General features: G+C 65.9%; 14 protein-coding genes. 5 read left to right on the top strand and 9 right to left on the bottom strand.

The features are described 5' to 3' along the window. Window positions 1-112 precede the first annotated feature (112 nt). The 4 genes from C0R07_RS16345 (at window position 113) to C0R07_RS16330 (ending at window position 6,131) form a co-directional block, all read left to right on the top strand. Window positions 113-2,848, top strand: coding sequence for a UvrD-helicase domain-containing protein (locus C0R07_RS16345; RefSeq protein ID WP_102789460.1), 2,736 nt, complete (start codon window positions 113-115; stop codon window positions 2,846-2,848). A gap of 132 nt (window positions 2,849-2,980) precedes the next feature. Continuing rightward, a complete protein-coding gene (locus C0R07_RS16340) occupies window positions 2,981-3,868 on the top strand; it encodes a nitrilase family protein (RefSeq protein WP_102789459.1) in 888 nt (295 codons plus the stop codon). A gap of 11 nt (window positions 3,869-3,879) precedes the next feature. Next, entirely contained in the window at window positions 3,880-5,079 is a 1,200-nt protein-coding gene (locus C0R07_RS16335; protein ID WP_217350032.1) for a hypothetical protein, read from the top strand. A 44-nt stretch (window positions 5,080-5,123) separates the two neighbouring features. Then, window positions 5,124-6,131 (top strand): asparaginase, encoded by a 1,008-nt coding sequence (locus C0R07_RS16330; RefSeq protein ID WP_102789458.1) that lies wholly within the window; start codon window positions 5,124-5,126, stop codon window positions 6,129-6,131. Between the two features lie 26 nt (window positions 6,132-6,157). Here the strand turns inward: C0R07_RS16330 and C0R07_RS16325 are convergent, their stop codons facing one another. From C0R07_RS16325 to C0R07_RS16285, 9 genes are all read right to left on the bottom strand, one after another. Beyond that, complete coding sequence (locus C0R07_RS16325; protein WP_070474609.1) at window positions 6,158-6,946, bottom strand: CHAD domain-containing protein; 789 nt, start codon at window positions 6,944-6,946, stop codon at window positions 6,158-6,160. Between the two features lie 55 nt (window positions 6,947-7,001). Beyond that, window positions 7,002-8,942, bottom strand: a complete 1,941-nt coding sequence (locus tag C0R07_RS16320) for a response regulator (RefSeq protein ID WP_102789457.1) — start codon at window positions 8,940-8,942, stop codon at window positions 7,002-7,004. Then, window positions 8,929-9,789 (bottom strand): sensor histidine kinase, encoded by an 861-nt coding sequence (locus C0R07_RS16315; protein ID WP_019184172.1) that lies wholly within the window; start codon window positions 9,787-9,789, stop codon window positions 8,929-8,931. Before C0R07_RS16315 ends, C0R07_RS16320 begins: the two co-directional genes overlap by 14 nt. Then, window positions 9,786-10,802: an ATP-binding protein gene (locus C0R07_RS16310; protein WP_102789456.1), complete on the bottom strand. Its 1,017-nt coding sequence runs from the start codon at window positions 10,800-10,802 to the stop codon at window positions 9,786-9,788. Before C0R07_RS16310 ends, C0R07_RS16315 begins: the two co-directional genes overlap by 4 nt. Then, window positions 10,793-11,194 carry an anti-sigma regulatory factor gene (locus C0R07_RS16305; protein WP_019184174.1) on the bottom strand — a complete coding sequence of 134 codons (402 nt, stop codon included), beginning with the start codon at window positions 11,192-11,194 and terminating at the stop codon, window positions 10,793-10,795. Before C0R07_RS16305 ends, C0R07_RS16310 begins: the two co-directional genes overlap by 10 nt. Further along, window positions 11,191-11,562: an STAS domain-containing protein gene (locus C0R07_RS16300; protein WP_019184175.1), complete on the bottom strand. Its 372-nt coding sequence runs from the start codon at window positions 11,560-11,562 to the stop codon at window positions 11,191-11,193. The genes C0R07_RS16305 and C0R07_RS16300 overlap by 4 nt, the downstream gene beginning before the upstream one ends. 1 nt (window position 11,563) lies before the next feature. Continuing rightward, window positions 11,564-12,424: an STAS domain-containing protein gene (locus tag C0R07_RS16295; protein WP_102789455.1), complete on the bottom strand. Its 861-nt coding sequence runs from the start codon at window positions 12,422-12,424 to the stop codon at window positions 11,564-11,566. A 355-nt stretch (window positions 12,425-12,779) separates the two neighbouring features. Beyond that, window positions 12,780-13,820, bottom strand: a complete 1,041-nt coding sequence (locus C0R07_RS16290; RefSeq protein WP_019184177.1) for a hypothetical protein — start codon at window positions 13,818-13,820, stop codon at window positions 12,780-12,782. Window positions 13,821-13,937: 117 nt separating this feature from the next. Beyond that, window positions 13,938-14,546 carry a hypothetical protein gene (locus C0R07_RS16285; RefSeq protein ID WP_102789454.1) on the bottom strand — a complete coding sequence of 203 codons (609 nt, stop codon included), beginning with the start codon at window positions 14,544-14,546 and terminating at the stop codon, window positions 13,938-13,940. 310 nt (window positions 14,547-14,856) lie between these two features. Between C0R07_RS16285 and C0R07_RS16280 the strand changes: the two genes are divergently transcribed. Further along, window positions 14,857-16,197 carry a peroxiredoxin family protein gene (locus tag C0R07_RS16280; RefSeq protein ID WP_070474598.1) on the top strand — a complete coding sequence of 447 codons (1,341 nt, stop codon included), beginning with the start codon at window positions 14,857-14,859 and terminating at the stop codon, window positions 16,195-16,197. The last annotated feature ends 30 nt before the right edge of the window (window positions 16,198-16,227 follow it).

Genomic DNA, 16,227 nt, shown 5'->3' with positions numbered 1-16,227 from the left:
CCCCGCCCAGGCGGGGATTTTTTTTATTTCCCCTATCATGGGCATCCGATCAAACCGCGCCACCCATGCTGTTCCGGCCACGGCCGCAACGAGGGCCGCACCTGGAACACCGATGACGTACGAATGGGCCCCGAGCGACTGGGGCCAACGCCTCACGCGATCGCCGCACTGGCGCCTGCGCCTGGAAGACGACCAGCTGCTACTGACCATTGGCGGTCATCGGTATCACGCGCCGCTGGATGCACTGCAGGTGTACCCGCGCCTGCCCTGGGCACGGCTGAGCCTCCATCGTGAAGGGCACCCACCGTTGATCCTCGGCGGCCTGCCCGCCGCGTCCGCGCGCTTGCTGGTGTCGGCACTGGAGGAGCGAAGCGGCAAGCAGCGCCAGCGCGACCATGTCGCCTTGTTCCAGCAGTCCCACACCGCCATCCAGCACTGGCTCGCCCAGGTGCAGGCGGCTACCGATCTGGCCGACGAGGAATCGCTGTGGCTGACCTGCGAGCAGCAGCAGGTACTGCTGCAGGCACGCCCCACCCTGCCCCTGGATGAGGACGCGCTGTGGACGGTGTTCGATGATGCCGACCTGCGCAGCCAGCTCCATGGCGACCCGGCCGCGATCGAAGAAGCGCTGATGCTGTGGCTGGCCGACTGGCCAACGATGTGGGCCCGCCGCAATGAGGTCCATCAGGCGCGCGAACGGGTCGCCAGCCGTGCGTTGCTGGACCGCGTCGAAAGCCGGCCACTCACCGATGAGCAGGCCCGCGCGGTGATCTGCTTCGACAACCGCGTCCAGGTGGTGGCCGCAGCAGGTTCGGGCAAAACCTCCACGATGGTCGCCAAGGCGGCGTACGCCATCGAACGCGGGCTGGTCGCGCCCGAGCGCATCGTCATGCTCGCCTTCAACAAGGAAGCCGCCACCGAGCTGCAGGCGCGTGCGGACCGCGCGTTCCAGCGCCTCGGCCTGGATCAGGTGCAGGTGGAAACGCGCACCTTCCATGCGCTGGGCCGGCACATCATCGCCCAGGCCACCGGCCGGATGCCGCAGGTGCCGGACTGGGCGGTCGATGCCACCCAGGGTTTCCATCGGCTGGCCGAGATCATCGACCAGCTCAAGGACCGCTCGCTCGCCTTCCGTACCCAGTGGGACATGTTCCGGCTGGTGTTCGGCCGTGACCTGCCGGTCACCGGCGGGTCGCTGGACGCCGAGGAGTGGGACAAGGATGGCCAGGGGTATGTGCGCACCCTGCAGGGCGAGCGCGTGCATAGCATCGAAGCGTGCGTGATCGCCGACTGGCTGTTCTACAACGGCGTGGCGTACACCTATGCACGCCGCGATGCATTCGATGCCGGGACCGATGCGTACCGCCCGTACCGCCCGGATTTCCATTACCCCGGCATTGCGCTGTATCACGACCACCTCGCCCCGGCGGGACACGACCGCGCGCCCGCGCCTCGCGCTGGCGAGCCGGGCGCCCGCGATGGCATCGAGCGGATCCAGACCACCCCGCAGCAGTTGCGCACCGGCGAACTGTTCGTGCAGTTGGGCGAGGCCTTGTCGCAGCGCGGTATCGAACTGGACCCGAATCCCGACCGCGACCTGCCCGAGGGCGGCGCGACGCCGATGCCGGACAGCGACCTGATCGGCCTGGTCCGTACCTTCATCAGCCACGCCAAGAGCAACGCGCTGCACGTGGAGGACATGGTCGAACGCCTGCGCCGCCTGCCCGACGATCACTTCAAGCACCGCTACCGCCTCTTCCTCGCGCTGATCGTCCCGATCCTGGAAGGCTGGGACGATGCGCTGGTGGCCGAGGGCGGGATCGATTTCGAAGACATGCTCAACCAGGCCGCCGAGCACCTCGAACAGGGGCGCTACGTCGCTCCCTTCGACCTGGTGATGGCCGATGAATTCCAGGATGCCTCGCGCGCCCGTGCGCGGCTGTGCCGGGCACTGGTGCAGGCACCGGGAAAACACCTGTTCGCGGTCGGTGACGACTGGCAGTCGATCAATCGCTTTGCCGGCGCGGACGTGTCGGTGATGACCGGCTTCGTGGACTGGTTCGGTCAGGGCCAGGTGCTCAAGCTGCAACAGACGTTCCGCTGCCCGCAGGCGCTGTGCGATGTGTCCAGTGCCTTCGTATCCCGTAACCCTGCGCAGATCCCGAAGGACGTCCAGTCGGTCACGCCGGCGTACGGCGCGGTGCTGCAGGCCTACCAGGTCGCCTCGCGCGACCGGCTGGCCGGAGCGGTCGAGCAGTATCTGGAGCGATTGCACCAGCAGCTGTTGTCCGGCCAGGTGCCGCCCGGCCGCGATGGCAAGGTCACGGTGTTCGTACTCGGCCGCTACAACGCAGACCGCGCGATGCTGCCGGCCACGTGGCGGGCACGGCATGGCCAACACATGGAGGTCAGCTTCCTCACCGCGCACCGCTCCAAAGGCACGGAGGCGGACTATGTGATCCTGCCCGGCATGCTGGACCGGCGCTTTCCCAACACCCGCGCCGATGATCCCGTGCTCGCGCTGGCGATGCCCGACAGCGATGCGTATCCGCTGGGCGAAGAACGCCGCCTGTTCTACGTAGCGCTGACGCGCGCGCGCCGCTCGGTGGCGATGTTCACCGTGCAGGGTCGGCGCTCGGCCTTCCTGACCGAGCTGGTCAATGACGGTGCGGTGCGCGTCACCTCGATGGCCGGTGAGACCATCCACGAGCAGGCCTGCCCGGCCTGCAGGGTGGGCGTGATCGTGCCGCGCACCGGGCCGTATGGCGCCTTCCAGTCGTGCTCGGGGTATCCGCGATGCGAGTACAAGCCGCCGAAGGCACGCGCAGTGACGGGCTTCCAGGAATAGAAAAAAACCATTGCAGACGCGGTAATCACCTACGAGAAAATCGTAGTTTGTGTATGGCGACAGGGCGCGATCCAGCTTCTTATTCATTTGCACGGCAGCCGCCGGCGATTTGGACAGGAACAGGTAACCCGCATGAGCAATGCCATCAGCGCAGTACGCATCGCCGTCTTGCAGTTCGACCCTCAGGTCGGGGTGCATAACGGTCAGGTCAATCTGGGCAAGAGCCTGTCGCTGGCGCGGGAGGCGGTCGAAAACGGTGCCACGCTTATCGTGCTGCCCGAGCTGGCCAATACAGGCTATCTGTTCGCAGATCGTCAGGATGCCTATGCACATGCCGAGGTCATTCCCGACGGGCCCAGCACCCGCGCCTGGACCGATTTCGCAAGGGAACACCAGATCCACCTCGCCGCCGGCCTGGCCGAGCGTGATGGGGTGCATCTGTATGACACGGCTGTCCTGATGGGGCCGGATGGCCTCATCGGCAAGTATCGAAAGGCGCATCTCTGGAACAAGGAAAAGCTGTGGTTCTCGCCAGGAAATCTCGGTTTCCCGGTGTTCGAAACCAGCATCGGCCGGATCGGATTGATGATCTGCTGGGATGTCTGGTTCCCGGAGGTGCCACGCCTGCTGGGCCAGCAGGGCGCCGACATCATCTGCAGCTTGAACAACTGGGTATGGACACCCCCGCCGCTGTTCGACGACGCGGGAAAGTGCATGGCGTCGTACCTGACAATGACCGCAGCGCACGTCAACAACGTCTTCATCGCTGCCGCCAACCGCGTTGGCAGCGAGTGCGGTGAACGCTTCCTTGGATGCTCACTCATTGCGGGTACCAACGGCTGGCCAATCGCGCCGGTGGCCCCGGCGGAGCACCAGGCCATCGTCTATGCCGACATCGACCTGTCGACCGCCCGCAGCGCTCCCATCTGGAATGCTTTGAACGATCTGCATCGTGATCGACGCACTGATCTCTACGACCCGATGCTGGGCTATCGCCAACATCCCTCTCTGCCGCGGTGAGGCCGGACGAGATGCCGACGCCCTCCACTCTCGACCGGCGTGGCATCTCGGCCTCGCCGTGGGTCTTGATGATCGCCGCCACAGCGATCACGGTAGTGCTGCTCGGCGCGACGGCGCTCGCCCATCGCTCCAGTGGTGCGGGCGACTGGCCGGGCTACGACGACATGATCGCCGGCCTCAGCGCTTCGCCATGGGCAAGGTGGCGCTGGATTGCCGGTGACCTCAGTGAGGTCACCTTCTACAAGCACGAGTGGGCCTCGGCAGGCCTTCTTCTGGGTGCGGCGGTCGGGCATCTCGCCAGTCGCGGCGGACATCGCTGGCAGGGCTTCAGCATCTGCTACGGCAGTGGTTTGTGGCCCTGGGTAGTGTCCAGCTCGCTGCTGGGTATGCTGCTGAGCCATGCACTATGGGGATGGTCACTCGGTACGGGGACTTGGCAGCCCACCTTTGTCGCCGCTGTTTCCTTGCCTGCCGCCATGGTTCTACTGTTCGGGCGAGGGTGGAAGATCGCTGTCAACGGGGCAGTGCTGGGCGCCGTGCTGGTGACTCCGTCCTGCCTGCTGCTGGTCAACTACGTATGCACCCCGCTCCAACTCCCGGCCGTTGTGGGCAATGTACTCGGCATGGCGCTGGGCAGCGCGGCCGCCTTCTTCCTGTGTCGGCGCATCCCGTGGCTGGTCAGCCCGCCTGCTCCGCAGCGGAAGCTTCCGGTGCCGTCAGCGCCGGTGGTCACGCAACGATATGGCATCACCTGGACCGTTCGTCGTGTACTGGCAGATTTCTCAGAAGCCCCCTTCTTCGGTAACGAATGGGCCAGCATTGGCCTGCTCGCGGGGGTATTGCTCGCGTACGCGCTGAATCCGCTCGCGCCAGCCTATGGCTCGGGCCTGCTGCTGCCTCTGATTGCCGGCCAGGCGCTTGCATCCCTCGTCGGTGTCATCCTCTGGCGCCGGCAATGGATGTCGCACGGCTGGCACCCCACCTATGTCCCACTGGTCTCCGTTGTCCCCGCCGCGGTTCTGACCCACGGCGGCGGAATGGCGGTGGTGATCAGCAGCGCGGTGCTGGGCGCCCTGATCGCCCCGCCACTGGCGAGAGCTCTTTCATCCCGGTTGCCCAACCATGTACATCCGTACCTCGGCAATGTCCTGTCGATGGCTGTCAGCACCCTGCTCGTCGTGCCGTCACTGGGCCTGGTTTTCCGCGGTTGAGTTCCCGGAACGTCACGAATCCTCCCTGTTCCCTGAGGTCTGCCTTGCCCACACCCCGAATCTCCATCGCCACGCTTGGCGGCACGCTGAGCATGCAGCACCAACAGGGAGGCGAAGGAATCACACCCGTCCTGGCTGGCGACGCCTTGCTTGCCACCGTGCCTGCCATTTCCGATATCGCGCAGATCGGCGTGCAAAGCCTGAGTCTGGTCCCCAGCGCATCGCTGGACTTCAACCTGCTGCTGCAGGTGCTGGCGTGGGCGGACCGTCAGATCGAAGAAGGTGCTGACGGCGTGGTTGTCACCCAGGGCACGGACACCTTGGAGGAGACCGCCGCATTCCTCGATTACCTCTGGACTCACGATGCCCCCCTGGTCGTTACAGGGGCGATGCGCCCGGCGGGACAGGCCGGGGCGGACGGCCCCGGCAACATACTGGACGCCACCCTGGTTGCCTGCACTGCCGACAGTCGCGCACGCGGTGTCCTGGTCGTCATGAACGCCGAGGTCCACGAGGCCAGGCATGTACGGAAGTCGAGCACGCTGGCCCTTCATGCCTTCACTTCGCCCGTGGTGGGTCCCGTCGGCCTGATGATCGAAGGCCGCGCCTGCTTTCTTCGCCCGGCGCGCGCCCGCATGCTGGTGCCCTTGCCAACGCGTACGCACCAGAAGATTGCGCTCCTGGAAGCAACACTTGCTGCCGATACCCTGCTGTTGGAGCAGTTGCTGCCGCTGGGCTACGAAGGCCTCGTCATCGCGGGTTTCGGCGCAGGTCACGTCAGTGCATCCTGGTCCAACGTCCTGGCGCGCATTGCCACGAAGATTCCGGTCCTCGTGGGCACGCGTACGGGGTCGGGACCGACCGCACAGTGCACCTATGGCTTTGAAGGTGGCGAGATCGGTCTGATCCGCAATGGTCTCCGGATGTGTGGGCTGCTGTGTCCGCGCAAAGCCCGGCTGCTTCTCTGGCTGTTGGCAGGTAGCGGCCGACAGGACGACCTCGTCGACTACCTCCGCGAGTACACCTTGCCCACGCCAGGCCGACCCAGTTGAGCAGCAGATCGATACGGCGGCTCAGCTCAGCCCAGCGCAGCCACCCCCTCCGCATCCATCTGCGCAAGCAGTGCACGGCGGTCCCCCACACCCGGCATCACCCGCACCAGGTTGCGCAGCATCCGTAGGTCCTGCTGCCAGCCCAGCTGATCGCCCAGCGTGTGCAGTGCCCGCGCCTGTCGGCCCGGGCGGCTGCGCTTGATCGAGGCAGCCAGCGCGCTGTCCAGCGTTGGCAGTGCTTCCAGCTGCATGCGCAGGCGGCGTACCCGCCGGCGCCAGCGGTGCAGATCCTCGGTATCGCGGCTGCGTGCGGCGCGCTTTTCCGCCTTGGCGGTACGCCGCTCACTACGCGCCAGTCCCTTGCGCAGGTCACGCCTTCCAAGGGACTCCCATGGCTGGGCCTGGAGATCCCGCACGATACGTCCCAGTGCCGCGTGGCGGCGTGCAAACGCCGGGTCGCGTGCGAGCGCCTGGGCCAGGCGTGCGTCGCGGCGCACCGTCAGCCGTCTGCCGACCTCCGCCCATGGCAGGGCGGGCTGCTGCGCGGCCAGGCGCTGGCAGGTGTCCACCACCACGTGGGCATCGCGCAATGCCGACAGCCCTTGCCCGAGGCGCCGCAGGGCCGCATCGGCCTGGTCTGTCTCAAAATGGCTGTTCTCCAGCAGTGCGAGCAGCGCGCGCAGGCGGCGGATGGTCTTGCGCGCGCGATGCACGGCATCGTGGACATCGGGTTGGGGCGAAAGCGCCTCGGCGATGGCCGTGCACTCACGCGCCGCCAGTGCGCGGGCGGCCGGGCCGATTGCGGGTGGCGACATGGTGGTTTCCCCCGGAGGCGTCAGGGGATTGTACCCAGGCTGCGGGCGAAGCCTGTCAGCCCGGGTTGAACATCTGCCGCACGCCCCGCAGCAGTTCGTTGACACTGAACGGCTTGGGCAGCAGGGACATCCCCTGCCCGAGGAATTCATTGCGGACAGCGGCGCTTTCCGTATAGCCGGTGACGAACAGAACCGGCAGGTGCGGCCGCAGGGCCCGGGCCGCATCGGCAAGCTCGCGACCGTTCATGCCGGGCAGGCCGACGTCGGACAGCAGCAGGTCCAGCTCACGGTCCGAATGCAGTTCCAGCAGCGCCTGCTGCGCGTTGATGGCCTCGACCACCTGGTATCCGGCTTCGACCAGCATCTCCCGGACCATCATCCGCACCGAATCGGTATCGTCCACCAGCAGGATGCGTTCGGCGCTGCCACGGGGCAGCTGTGCCGGTACCGATGCCTGGGCGACCGGCTGGAGCCGGCCCTCCGGCAGCAGCAGCTCGATTTCCGTCCCCTCGCCACGCTCGCTGGCGATGCGTGCGCTGCCACCGGACTGACGCGCGAACCCGTAGGTCATCGACAACCCCAACCCGGTGCCCTCGCCCTGCGGCTTGGTCGTGAAGAACGGCTCGAACACCTTGGTCAGCAGCTCGGTGGGAATGCCCACGCCGTTGTCCAGGACGGTGACCGTGATGTAGTGGCCCGGGGCCAGCTCATGGTCACGTTCGATCTGCGCACGCCCGGCGCGGATGCGGATCAGGCCTTGGCCGGCCAGCGCATCGCGGGCGTTGATGACCAGGTTGAGGATCACGTTCTCGAACTGGTTCGGGTCGGCCACCGCGATCAACGGCTCCGGGCCCAGCTCCAGTTCAAGCTCGATGTTCTCCCCGATCGAGCGCTGCAGCATGTCTTCCAGCGAGCGCACCCGCGCAACGACGTCGAAGGTCTGCGGGTCCAGCGGTTGTTTGCGCGCGAAGGCCAGCATGCGCTGGGTCAGCGCTGCGGCACGGTGTGCCGAGCCGTTGGCGATCTCGACGTAGCGCGAGGCCTTGTCCCATTTACCGCTGGAGGCGGCGATCTCGATCATGTCCAACCCGGAGATGATCGTGGTCAGCAGGTTGTTGAAATCATGCGCGATGCCGCCGGTGAGCTGGCCGAGCGCATCCATCTTCTGCGCCTGCATCAGCTCGATCTCGGTGCGCTCGCGCTCGGCGATCTGGAAGGCCAGTTCGGACGTGGCGCTTTCCAGCTCCTGGCGCTGCTCGTTGGCACGCGCATGGTGCTCGGTCGTGTCTTCGATCAGCACCAGCCCTTGGCCGGCGGCCTGATAGGGGGTCACCCGCCACTCGGTCATGCGGATCGCACCGCCGACGCGAAGGCTGAAGGTTCCCTGCCAGCGCTCGCCCTCGGCGAGGGCGACCTTCAACGCACTCAGCGGCGCAGCCTGATCCTGAAGCAGCTGATCGAGTTGGCCCGGACCGATCTGCTGGCCCAGCAGACGGGTGAACGCGTCGTTGGCGTCGTGCGCGTTGAGGTTGGCATCGAGCACCGCGATGGGCGCATTGATATGGCGGAAGATTTCGCGGAAGCGCGCTTCAGTCTCGCGCAGCGCTTCCTCCGCGCGGCGGACGCGCAGCAGGCTGCGCAGCGTGGCCAGCAGCACATCCGGGTCCACTGGATGGATCAGATAGGCATCAGCGCCTGCGTTGAGGCCGGTGATCATGTCGCCGGTCGCGATCGAGGCCGCCGAGACGTGCACCACCGGCAGCAGCTGCAGCCGCGCGTTCTCGCGCAGCTGGCGGACCACATCGAAGCCACTCATGTCCGGCAGGTTCACATCCAGCACCAGCGCATCGAAATCATGCTCGGCAAGGCGCTCCAGCCCCTCCCCGCCGGTACCGGCTTCCTCGACATGGAACCCGTGATGCTCGAGCACCCGGCGCACCGCATAGCGGGTCGCCACGTTGTCGTCCACCACCAGGATGCGATCAGGGTTCGCCATTCGCGGCCTCCGTGGCCAAGGTCAGCGGCAACACCACATAGAAGTCCGAGCCTGCGCCGATTTCACTTTCGACCCCGACGTGCCCACCCAGCAGCTCGGCAAAGCGCTTGCACAGTGACAACCCCAGCCCGGTGCCGCGCAGGCGTTTCTGCAGCGGTGTATCCACCTGCACGAAATCCTCGAACAGGGTGGACTGCAGTTCGGCGGGGATGCCGATGCCGGTATCGCGCACACTGAAGCGCACGGCGCTCTCCCCTTCCAACCGGGTCGACACCACCACCTGCCCATTGGGCGTGAACTTCAGTGCGTTGGAAATGAAGTTGCGCAGGATCTGCGCCAGCTTCTTGTCGTCGGTGTACAGCAACGGCATCACCGGCGGATCTTCGAACACCAGGTCCACCTGGTTGCCTTCCACCAGCGGGCGGAACATGCCGCGCAGGGCCGAGAACAGGTCCATCAGGTCGAACCAGGCCGGTGAAATGGTGATCCGCCCGGCCTCGATCTTGGCCAGGTCCAACAGGTCGTCCACCATCTCGCGCAGCTCGCTGGTGGAGGCGCTGATGAAGCGCACCTGGCGGCGCTGCTCGTCGGTCAGCGGGCCGTCCATGCCGTCTTCCAGCAGCCGCGTCATGCTCAGGATCGAGCCCAGCGGCGTGCGGAACTCATGACTCATGTATGACAGGAACCGGCTCTTCAGCTCGGAGACCTCGCGCAGCTGCTCGGCCTGCTGGTCCAGCTCGGCATACAGCGCGAGCACGCCCTGGTTGGTTTCATCCAACTCGGCACGCAGCGCATCGGCTTCCAGGCGCAGCCGCTGCAGTTCCTCATCATTGGGGGTGACGCTCAATGCAGATCTCCAAGACGCAGTGCAACAATGCCGGCGTCATCCCGGCCACGATCAAAATCACGCTGCAGCACCGCCACGATCACTGCTGGATGACGGGGAAACAGGCCGGGGTAATCACGCAGGCTCCAACGCGCCTGTAGTCCATCGCTGTGCATGACCAGCAGCGTGCCTGTGGCCGCGTGAAAATGGAATGGTTGTGCCTTGCGGTACTGCACGCCGACGATCCCCGGGTGCGAGGCCAGCCCACGCGAACTGGTGGGCTCGCACAGGCTTGCGGCGATATTGCCGATGCCGGCGAACTCCACCTGGCCCGTCGCCACATCCACGCAGGCCACCGCTGCCGCGCCACCCCGGGTACCGGACATACCGGCATGCAGCACGCCGATCAACGCCGGTGCACCGCCCGCGGCAGAATGCGCGACCGCATCCACACCGGCCCACGCAGCATCGGCCGCAGGAAGCCCGTGGCCGAGGCCATCGATCACCGTGAGCGACACGGTCCGTGCGTCTGCGCGGATATGCCATGCATCGCCGCAGGCCAGCTCGTGGCGCATCGGCAGGCGCAGGGCGCCGTAAGCCACGTCGATGTCGCGCGGGGTGCGGCTGGCGTAGATCCGCGCCACGACCACCGCCCCCTTGGCATCGGACCAGGCATCGAGCACGCTGGCCTGGCGCTGGATCGCCCCCAGCCCGAGGCCCTGGGTGCCGCAGGTCGAATACCCGTCCGGAAGGCACTCGGCCAGGGAAAAGCCCGGGCCGGCGTCCACGGTGCACAGCTCCACCCCGTTGCCGCCGCGGCCACAGACCACGGACAGGTACATGCGGCCACCGCGCCCATGTTTGAGCACGTTGGTCGCCATTTCGGTCGCCACCAGCGCCGCGCGGCCGGCGTCCATTTCATCCAGGCCGACATGATCGGCCAGTGCCAGCGCTTCGCGTCGCGCCTGTCCGACCTGTGAGGTTTCTTCGACCACCACGACCCGCGTTACCTGGCCTGCGAAGTTCAGCTCCATTTGGTGATCGTGATGCGGGTGCCCTGCCCCGGCGCACTCTCCAGCTCGAATTCATCCACCAGCCGGCGTGAGCCGGACAGCCCCAGGCCCATGCCCGAGCCGGACGACCAGCCATCGGTCAGCGCCTGCGCGACATCCGGAATGCCCGGCCCGTTGTCGGCGAAGACCAGCCGCACGCCCTTGCGCAGCCCCTTCTCGACCACGTCCCAGTCCATCGTCCCGCCGCCACCGTAGATCACGGCGTTGCGGGCCAGCTCACTGGCGGCAGTGACCAGCTTGGTCTGGTCGATCAGGCGCAGCTTGCAGGCCACGCACACCTGGCGCGCGGCCTGGCGGGCCAGCACCACATCCTGCTCGATGCGGATCGGCAGCGAACCACTGTTGGCACTCATGAGGCCGCTTCGTCTTCGTCGGTGCGCTGCAGCAGCTTCATGCCGCGCTCCACGTTGAGTGCGGTGCGCACGCCGCTGAGGGTGAGGCCGAGCTCCACCAGCGTGATCGCCACGGCCGGCTGCATGCCCACCACCACCGTGGTGGCATCCATGATCCGGGCCAGCGACGAAATGGTCGCGATCATGCGGCCGATGAATGAATCGACGATATCCAGCGCGGAAATATCGATCAGCACGCCGCGCGCGGAGGTGCTGCGGATCTTCTCGGTGAGGTCATCCTGCAGGGTCAGCGCGAGCTGATCGTGCATGTCCACCTGGATGGTCACCAGCAGCAGATCGCCCATCTGCAGGATCGGGATGCGTTCCATCTCAGCGGGCAGTCCGGGTCACGGTCTGGCCGGTGCGCTTGAGCGCCAGTGCCAGTGCGTCGGCGAGGTTGGCCTTGGTCACGATGCCCTGCAGGTCCAGCCCCAGGTGCACGATGGTCTGGGCGATCTGCGGCCGCACGCCACTGATGATCGCATCGGCGCCCATCAGGCGGATGGCGGTCACGGTCTTCAGCAGATGCTGCGCGACCAGCGTGTCCACGGTGGGCACGCCGGTGATATCGATGATCGCGATTTCCGAACCGGTATCCACGATGCGCTGCAGCAGCGATTCCATCACCACCTGGGTGCGCTGCGAATCCAGCGTGCCGATCATCGGCAGCGCGAGGACGCCTTCCCACAGCTTCACCACCGGCGTGGACAGCTCCAGCATCTCTTCCTGCTGGCGCTGGATCACGTCTTCGCGCGTCTTCTGGAACACGCTGACCGTGTGCAGTCCCAACTGGTCGATCAGCTCGGAGACAGCCCACAACTGGTCGCCCAGCTGCGCCGGATCATTCGCGTAGCCCTGCTGGATCACCTCGAACAGCGGTCGCTTCAGCGAGAAGATGAAGCTGGCGGTCTCCGACGAGTTGAAGCCCTTCAGCACGCGCTCGCGGGAAAGTTCCTCCAGGAAGCGGCGGATGTCCTGCCACTCGACCCGTGCGATGGAGCTGACCTCCGTAGCCGACAGCGCCTCCAGGAACAGACGCCAGAACTCGCGGACCTGCTGGTCCAGCTCGCGGGAGGACAGGCGGCCGTCCTGGGCCTGGCTGGAACCGGCCAGATTGCCGGCCCATGCGGCCAGCAGGGACTCTTGATGGCTGCGAATGAGATCGATCGTGCGCTGCTGCAAAGCCGCCATGGAAAAGGTCCTGAAAGAAGGGAAACACCGGGTGGACAGACGCCCCATCACCGATATGAATGGGGGTCGCAATCGTCCAAGCTTAAATGAATTCAGGAAGATTGGGCATGACGGCAGATGCTGATGGCGTGAAGGTTGTTTGCACTTCCCTGACTCATTCAGAAAGACCGGACCTGGGCTGTTCACCTCGCCAGTTTCCCGGCCGGGCCGCCACAACGCATCAGGCCGCCCGAAGGCGGCCTGATGGTGGAACGGTCAGCGCAGCAGCGCGAACAGGAGCAGCAGCGGAATCGGAATGCCGAGCATCCACAGCAGAATGTACTTCATGGTGTTTCCTCCCTTGGGATGGTCAGGTTCACAGGTCGCGGCGACGGCCGCCCCAGGTGGCACTCAGGCTGGCGATGAAGGCACCGATCAGCAGCGTGATGAACAGCCACAGCGCGGCATAGGCGGTCGCCTTGCGGGCATCGTCGGCCGCCTGCTTGGCCTGCTGCTTGGCGTTGTCCAGCGCAGCGCGCAGGCGGGTCTGGACATCGGTCACGCGGGCCTGTGCTTCGGCCTGGCTCATGCCGGTCTGTGCCGCCACCAGCTGGCCCAGGTACTGGGTATCGGCCGGGTCCATGGTGTCGGACTTGAGGCTGTTGACGATGATGCGATTGACCTCGGTACGCACCTCACGGCTGTCCGCACGACGGTCGGCACCCGGCATCGGGCGCGGCGGCGGCGGTGCGCCGTTGACCGGCGGTGCCGGGGGTGCCGCTGCATCGGCCGGACCCACCGGCGGCGCGGGCTGCGCTGCGGTAGGGTTGGCACGGAACAGCGAATCCACCCAGTACTGCACGTCACCCTCTTCGTTGCCCATCGCGGCCGAGCCTGCGCCCGCTGCGGCAATACCGCCGGCAGTGGACGCCGCCGCACCTGCGGTGGCACCGGCCACCTTGGCGCCAGCGCCGAGAATGCCGCCGATCGCGGAGGTCAGCAGTGCAGCGGTCAGCAGAGTGGCCACCGCCCACGACACGAAACCATGTGCGGTATCGCGGAAGTAGGTCTCATCGCCGTGCAGGTTGCTCCACTTCGTGCGCAGGCGACCGGCCAGATAGCCACCCAGGCCGGAGGCTGCGATGGCGGTGAAGGTCAACCAGGCAATGCTGGACCAGCCGAAGGTCTCGGCAGTCACGCCTTCAAACGACCACGGCGATACCGACGACAGGCCCAGGCCCACGCCGAGAATCACCAGGATCAACGAAAGCGCGGCTGCGGCGATGGCACCGGCCAGGATCGCGCCCCATGACACGGCGCTCTCGCGCGGAAGATCCACCACCGGCGGTGGGGTGACCACGGCCACGGTCGCGGCAGCGACGGGCTCGGGGTGGGCGTAATCGCCTCGGGTATTCATAGCGGATGGCACTCCTTTTCATGCGCTGCGGATGCAGCTCGCATCGGCAGGCTGCGCTTCAGGTCGTGAAATACGCGAGACGCTGAAAACAAGACCGTGTGGACGGCCGCGCCAGACTCACACCCGCCGGCCAAGCAGCATGATCACGCCGACCAGCCCACCCAGCGCGCCGACAACCGCCAGCTCGATGGACGGCTCACGCAACCGCAATGCCATGACGATGCACAGCGCGCCCAGCCCGATGATCACCGCGCCGATGGCCGCCGCACGCGCCGAGCCATAGAAGTGAGTACGCCGGATCGGCTCGCTGAGCGCAGGCTGCCTGCGTTGCCAAGCCTCCAGTGCGTGTTCGAATTCGCGCAGCAGGCGGTCACGGCTCTGCAGATCGGCTGCACTCACCATCAGTGTCGCCCGGCCCGGCCGCACCAGTTTCAGATAGTCATCGGTGCCCCAGCTGGACAACTGATCGAAGGGCACCGCGTCACGTCGCGAAAACATCAGGCCATCGGCCATGACCATCACTTCATTGCGCGTCGGGAAGCCCTGGAAGGCCAACATCGGCGGCAGCACCAGGCACAGCAGTGCCACCACGATGGCGATACCCACCGGACCGCGATTGAGCACGATGAACATGAAACTGCCCGCGGCCAACAGGAATGCGAGCGGGACGGCCAGCTGGTGCCAGCGGGTGTAAACCGAGACCTGGATACCTTCCCTTGGCTTCACGATGGGCTCCCTCCTTAGTATCGGCGCGTGGCCAGGCGCCTCGGGCACCATGGTCTTCGATGCAGGCCACGGCGGCAAATGCGCTGATGTCAAAACGGTTATCAGCCTGCCATCGTCGCGCCGGTGAATATGCTGATGAACATGCGTTCCAAGCCACGATGAACTTTTACGACATTCACGTGGCAATAATCCAGTCACGCCATGGATGGCACGTGACCGGCCAGGGATGGCCTTTCAGCGGATGCAGTGGAACGGGGGCTGCATCGCCGGCGACTTGGCGCGTCCAAGGGGATTATCTGGAAGCACTCTCATGACACTGGCATTATCCGGTCGCGTCGTCGCGGCCCTGTTCCTCGCCTCAAGCCTGTCCTTGGCCCTGCCTGCAGCGGCCGCAGCCACCGCCCCATTTCCTGCCGAAGGCGTGTGGCGCGGCGAATTCAATATCGATGGCGATCCCATTCCGTTCAACTTCGAAGTAAAGGGAAAGCGTGCGCAGGACGCGACCTTCACCCTGCTCAACGGCAGCCGCACCGACAGATTCAAGGTCACCCCGCGCGATGACGGGACCTTCTCGGTGCGGATGAACACCTACGATGCGGTGCTCGAAGGCAAGGTCTCCGAGGATGGCAAGCACCTGGTCGGCCAGTACAAGGACCTGGTGCCCAGCCGCAAAGGGGCGCGCAACCTTGCCTTCACCGCCGAACAGGGCGCGGCATGGCGCTTCGTCAAGCCCGGCCAGGACGAGGCACCGGCGGCGGACCTCAGCGGCAAGTGGGCCGTGCAGACCATCGACAAGGCCGCCCGCCAGGACAAGCGCAACCAGGTCGCCCTGCTCAAACAGGAGGGAAATCGCCTCTCCGGCGTGTTCATGACCGTGGTGGGTGATACCCGCGAGCTGGAAGGCACCGTGCAGGGCAACCGTTTCTACCTGTCCGGCTTCAGTGGGCCCAGCCCGCTGCTGATCCGCGGCACGATCGATGAAGACGGCAACATCCAGGGCGCGTTCGGCAGCGGCATCTACAACGTGGTGAAGTTCGAGGCCGAGAAAAGCGACAAGGTGGAGCTGCCGGATCCGTACAAGCTCACCTTCCTCAAGGATGGCCAGGAACGCATCGATTTCAGCTTCCCCGATCTGCAGGGCAAGCAGGTCTCGCTGCGCGACGACAAATACCGCGGCAAGGTGGTCATCGTTGAAGTGATTGGTACCTGGTGCCCGAACTGCACCGACCAGACCTATTTCCTGGCCCCGTGGTTCAAGCAGAACCAGCACCGTGGCGTGGAGGCGGTGGCGGTCGCCTTCGAGCAGGAAGACAACTTCGATTACTTCAAGAAGACCCTGACCACCTTCAAGGACTACTTCGATATCCGCTACGACATCGTGTTCGGCGGCATCGCCGACAAGAAAGTCGCTACCGAGAAACTCAAGGGCCTCAATTACATGGCCGCCTTCCCGACCACGATCATCATCGGCCGTGACGGCAAGGTCCGCGAGATCTACACCGGCTACACCGGCACCGTGACCGGGGAGTATCACCAGGATTATGTGGCCCGCTTCAACAGCCTGCTCGACGGGCTGATTGCCGAGCCCGATCCGTATGCGGCAAGCGCCGCGACCGCAACCACGACGCCGGCACTGGCCGTCGCCCCGTAACCCTCCGCGGCGGCCGGCCTGCCCGCCCGC

The sequence above is a fragment of the Stenotrophomonas bentonitica genome (assembly GCF_002887735.1).
Lineage (GTDB): Bacteria > Pseudomonadota > Gammaproteobacteria > Xanthomonadales > Xanthomonadaceae > Stenotrophomonas > Stenotrophomonas bentonitica_A.
Note: the sequence above shows the minus strand (reverse complement) of the source record. Positions and strands in the feature narration are given on the sequence as shown.

Excerpts from the sequence above, each read along its gene's own strand:
- C0R07_RS16340 (WP_102789459.1), top strand. The coding sequence starts at position 2,981 with ATGAGCAATGCCATCAGCGCAGTACGCATCGCCGTCTTGCAGTTCGAC.
- C0R07_RS16295 (WP_102789455.1), bottom strand. The coding sequence starts at position 12,424 with ATGGCGGCTTTGCAGCAGCGCACGATCGATCTCATTCGCAGCCATCAA.
- C0R07_RS16305 (WP_019184174.1), bottom strand. The coding sequence starts at position 11,194 with ATGAGTGCCAACAGTGGTTCGCTGCCGATCCGCATCGAGCAGGATGTG.
- C0R07_RS16290 (WP_019184177.1), bottom strand. The coding sequence starts at position 13,820 with ATGAATACCCGAGGCGATTACGCCCACCCCGAGCCCGTCGCTGCCGCG.
- C0R07_RS16280 (WP_070474598.1), top strand. The coding sequence starts at position 14,857 with ATGACACTGGCATTATCCGGTCGCGTCGTCGCGGCCCTGTTCCTCGCC.
- C0R07_RS16310 (WP_102789456.1), bottom strand. The coding sequence starts at position 10,802 with ATGGAGCTGAACTTCGCAGGCCAGGTAACGCGGGTCGTGGTGGTCGAA.
- C0R07_RS16345 (WP_102789460.1), top strand. The coding sequence starts at position 113 with ATGACGTACGAATGGGCCCCGAGCGACTGGGGCCAACGCCTCACGCGA.
- C0R07_RS16325 (WP_070474609.1), bottom strand. The coding sequence starts at position 6,946 with ATGTCGCCACCCGCAATCGGCCCGGCCGCCCGCGCACTGGCGGCGCGT.
- C0R07_RS16335 (WP_217350032.1), top strand. The coding sequence starts at position 3,880 with ATGCCGACGCCCTCCACTCTCGACCGGCGTGGCATCTCGGCCTCGCCG.
- C0R07_RS16300 (WP_019184175.1), bottom strand. The coding sequence starts at position 11,562 with ATGGAACGCATCCCGATCCTGCAGATGGGCGATCTGCTGCTGGTGACC.
- C0R07_RS16320 (WP_102789457.1), bottom strand. The coding sequence starts at position 8,942 with ATGGCGAACCCTGATCGCATCCTGGTGGTGGACGACAACGTGGCGACC.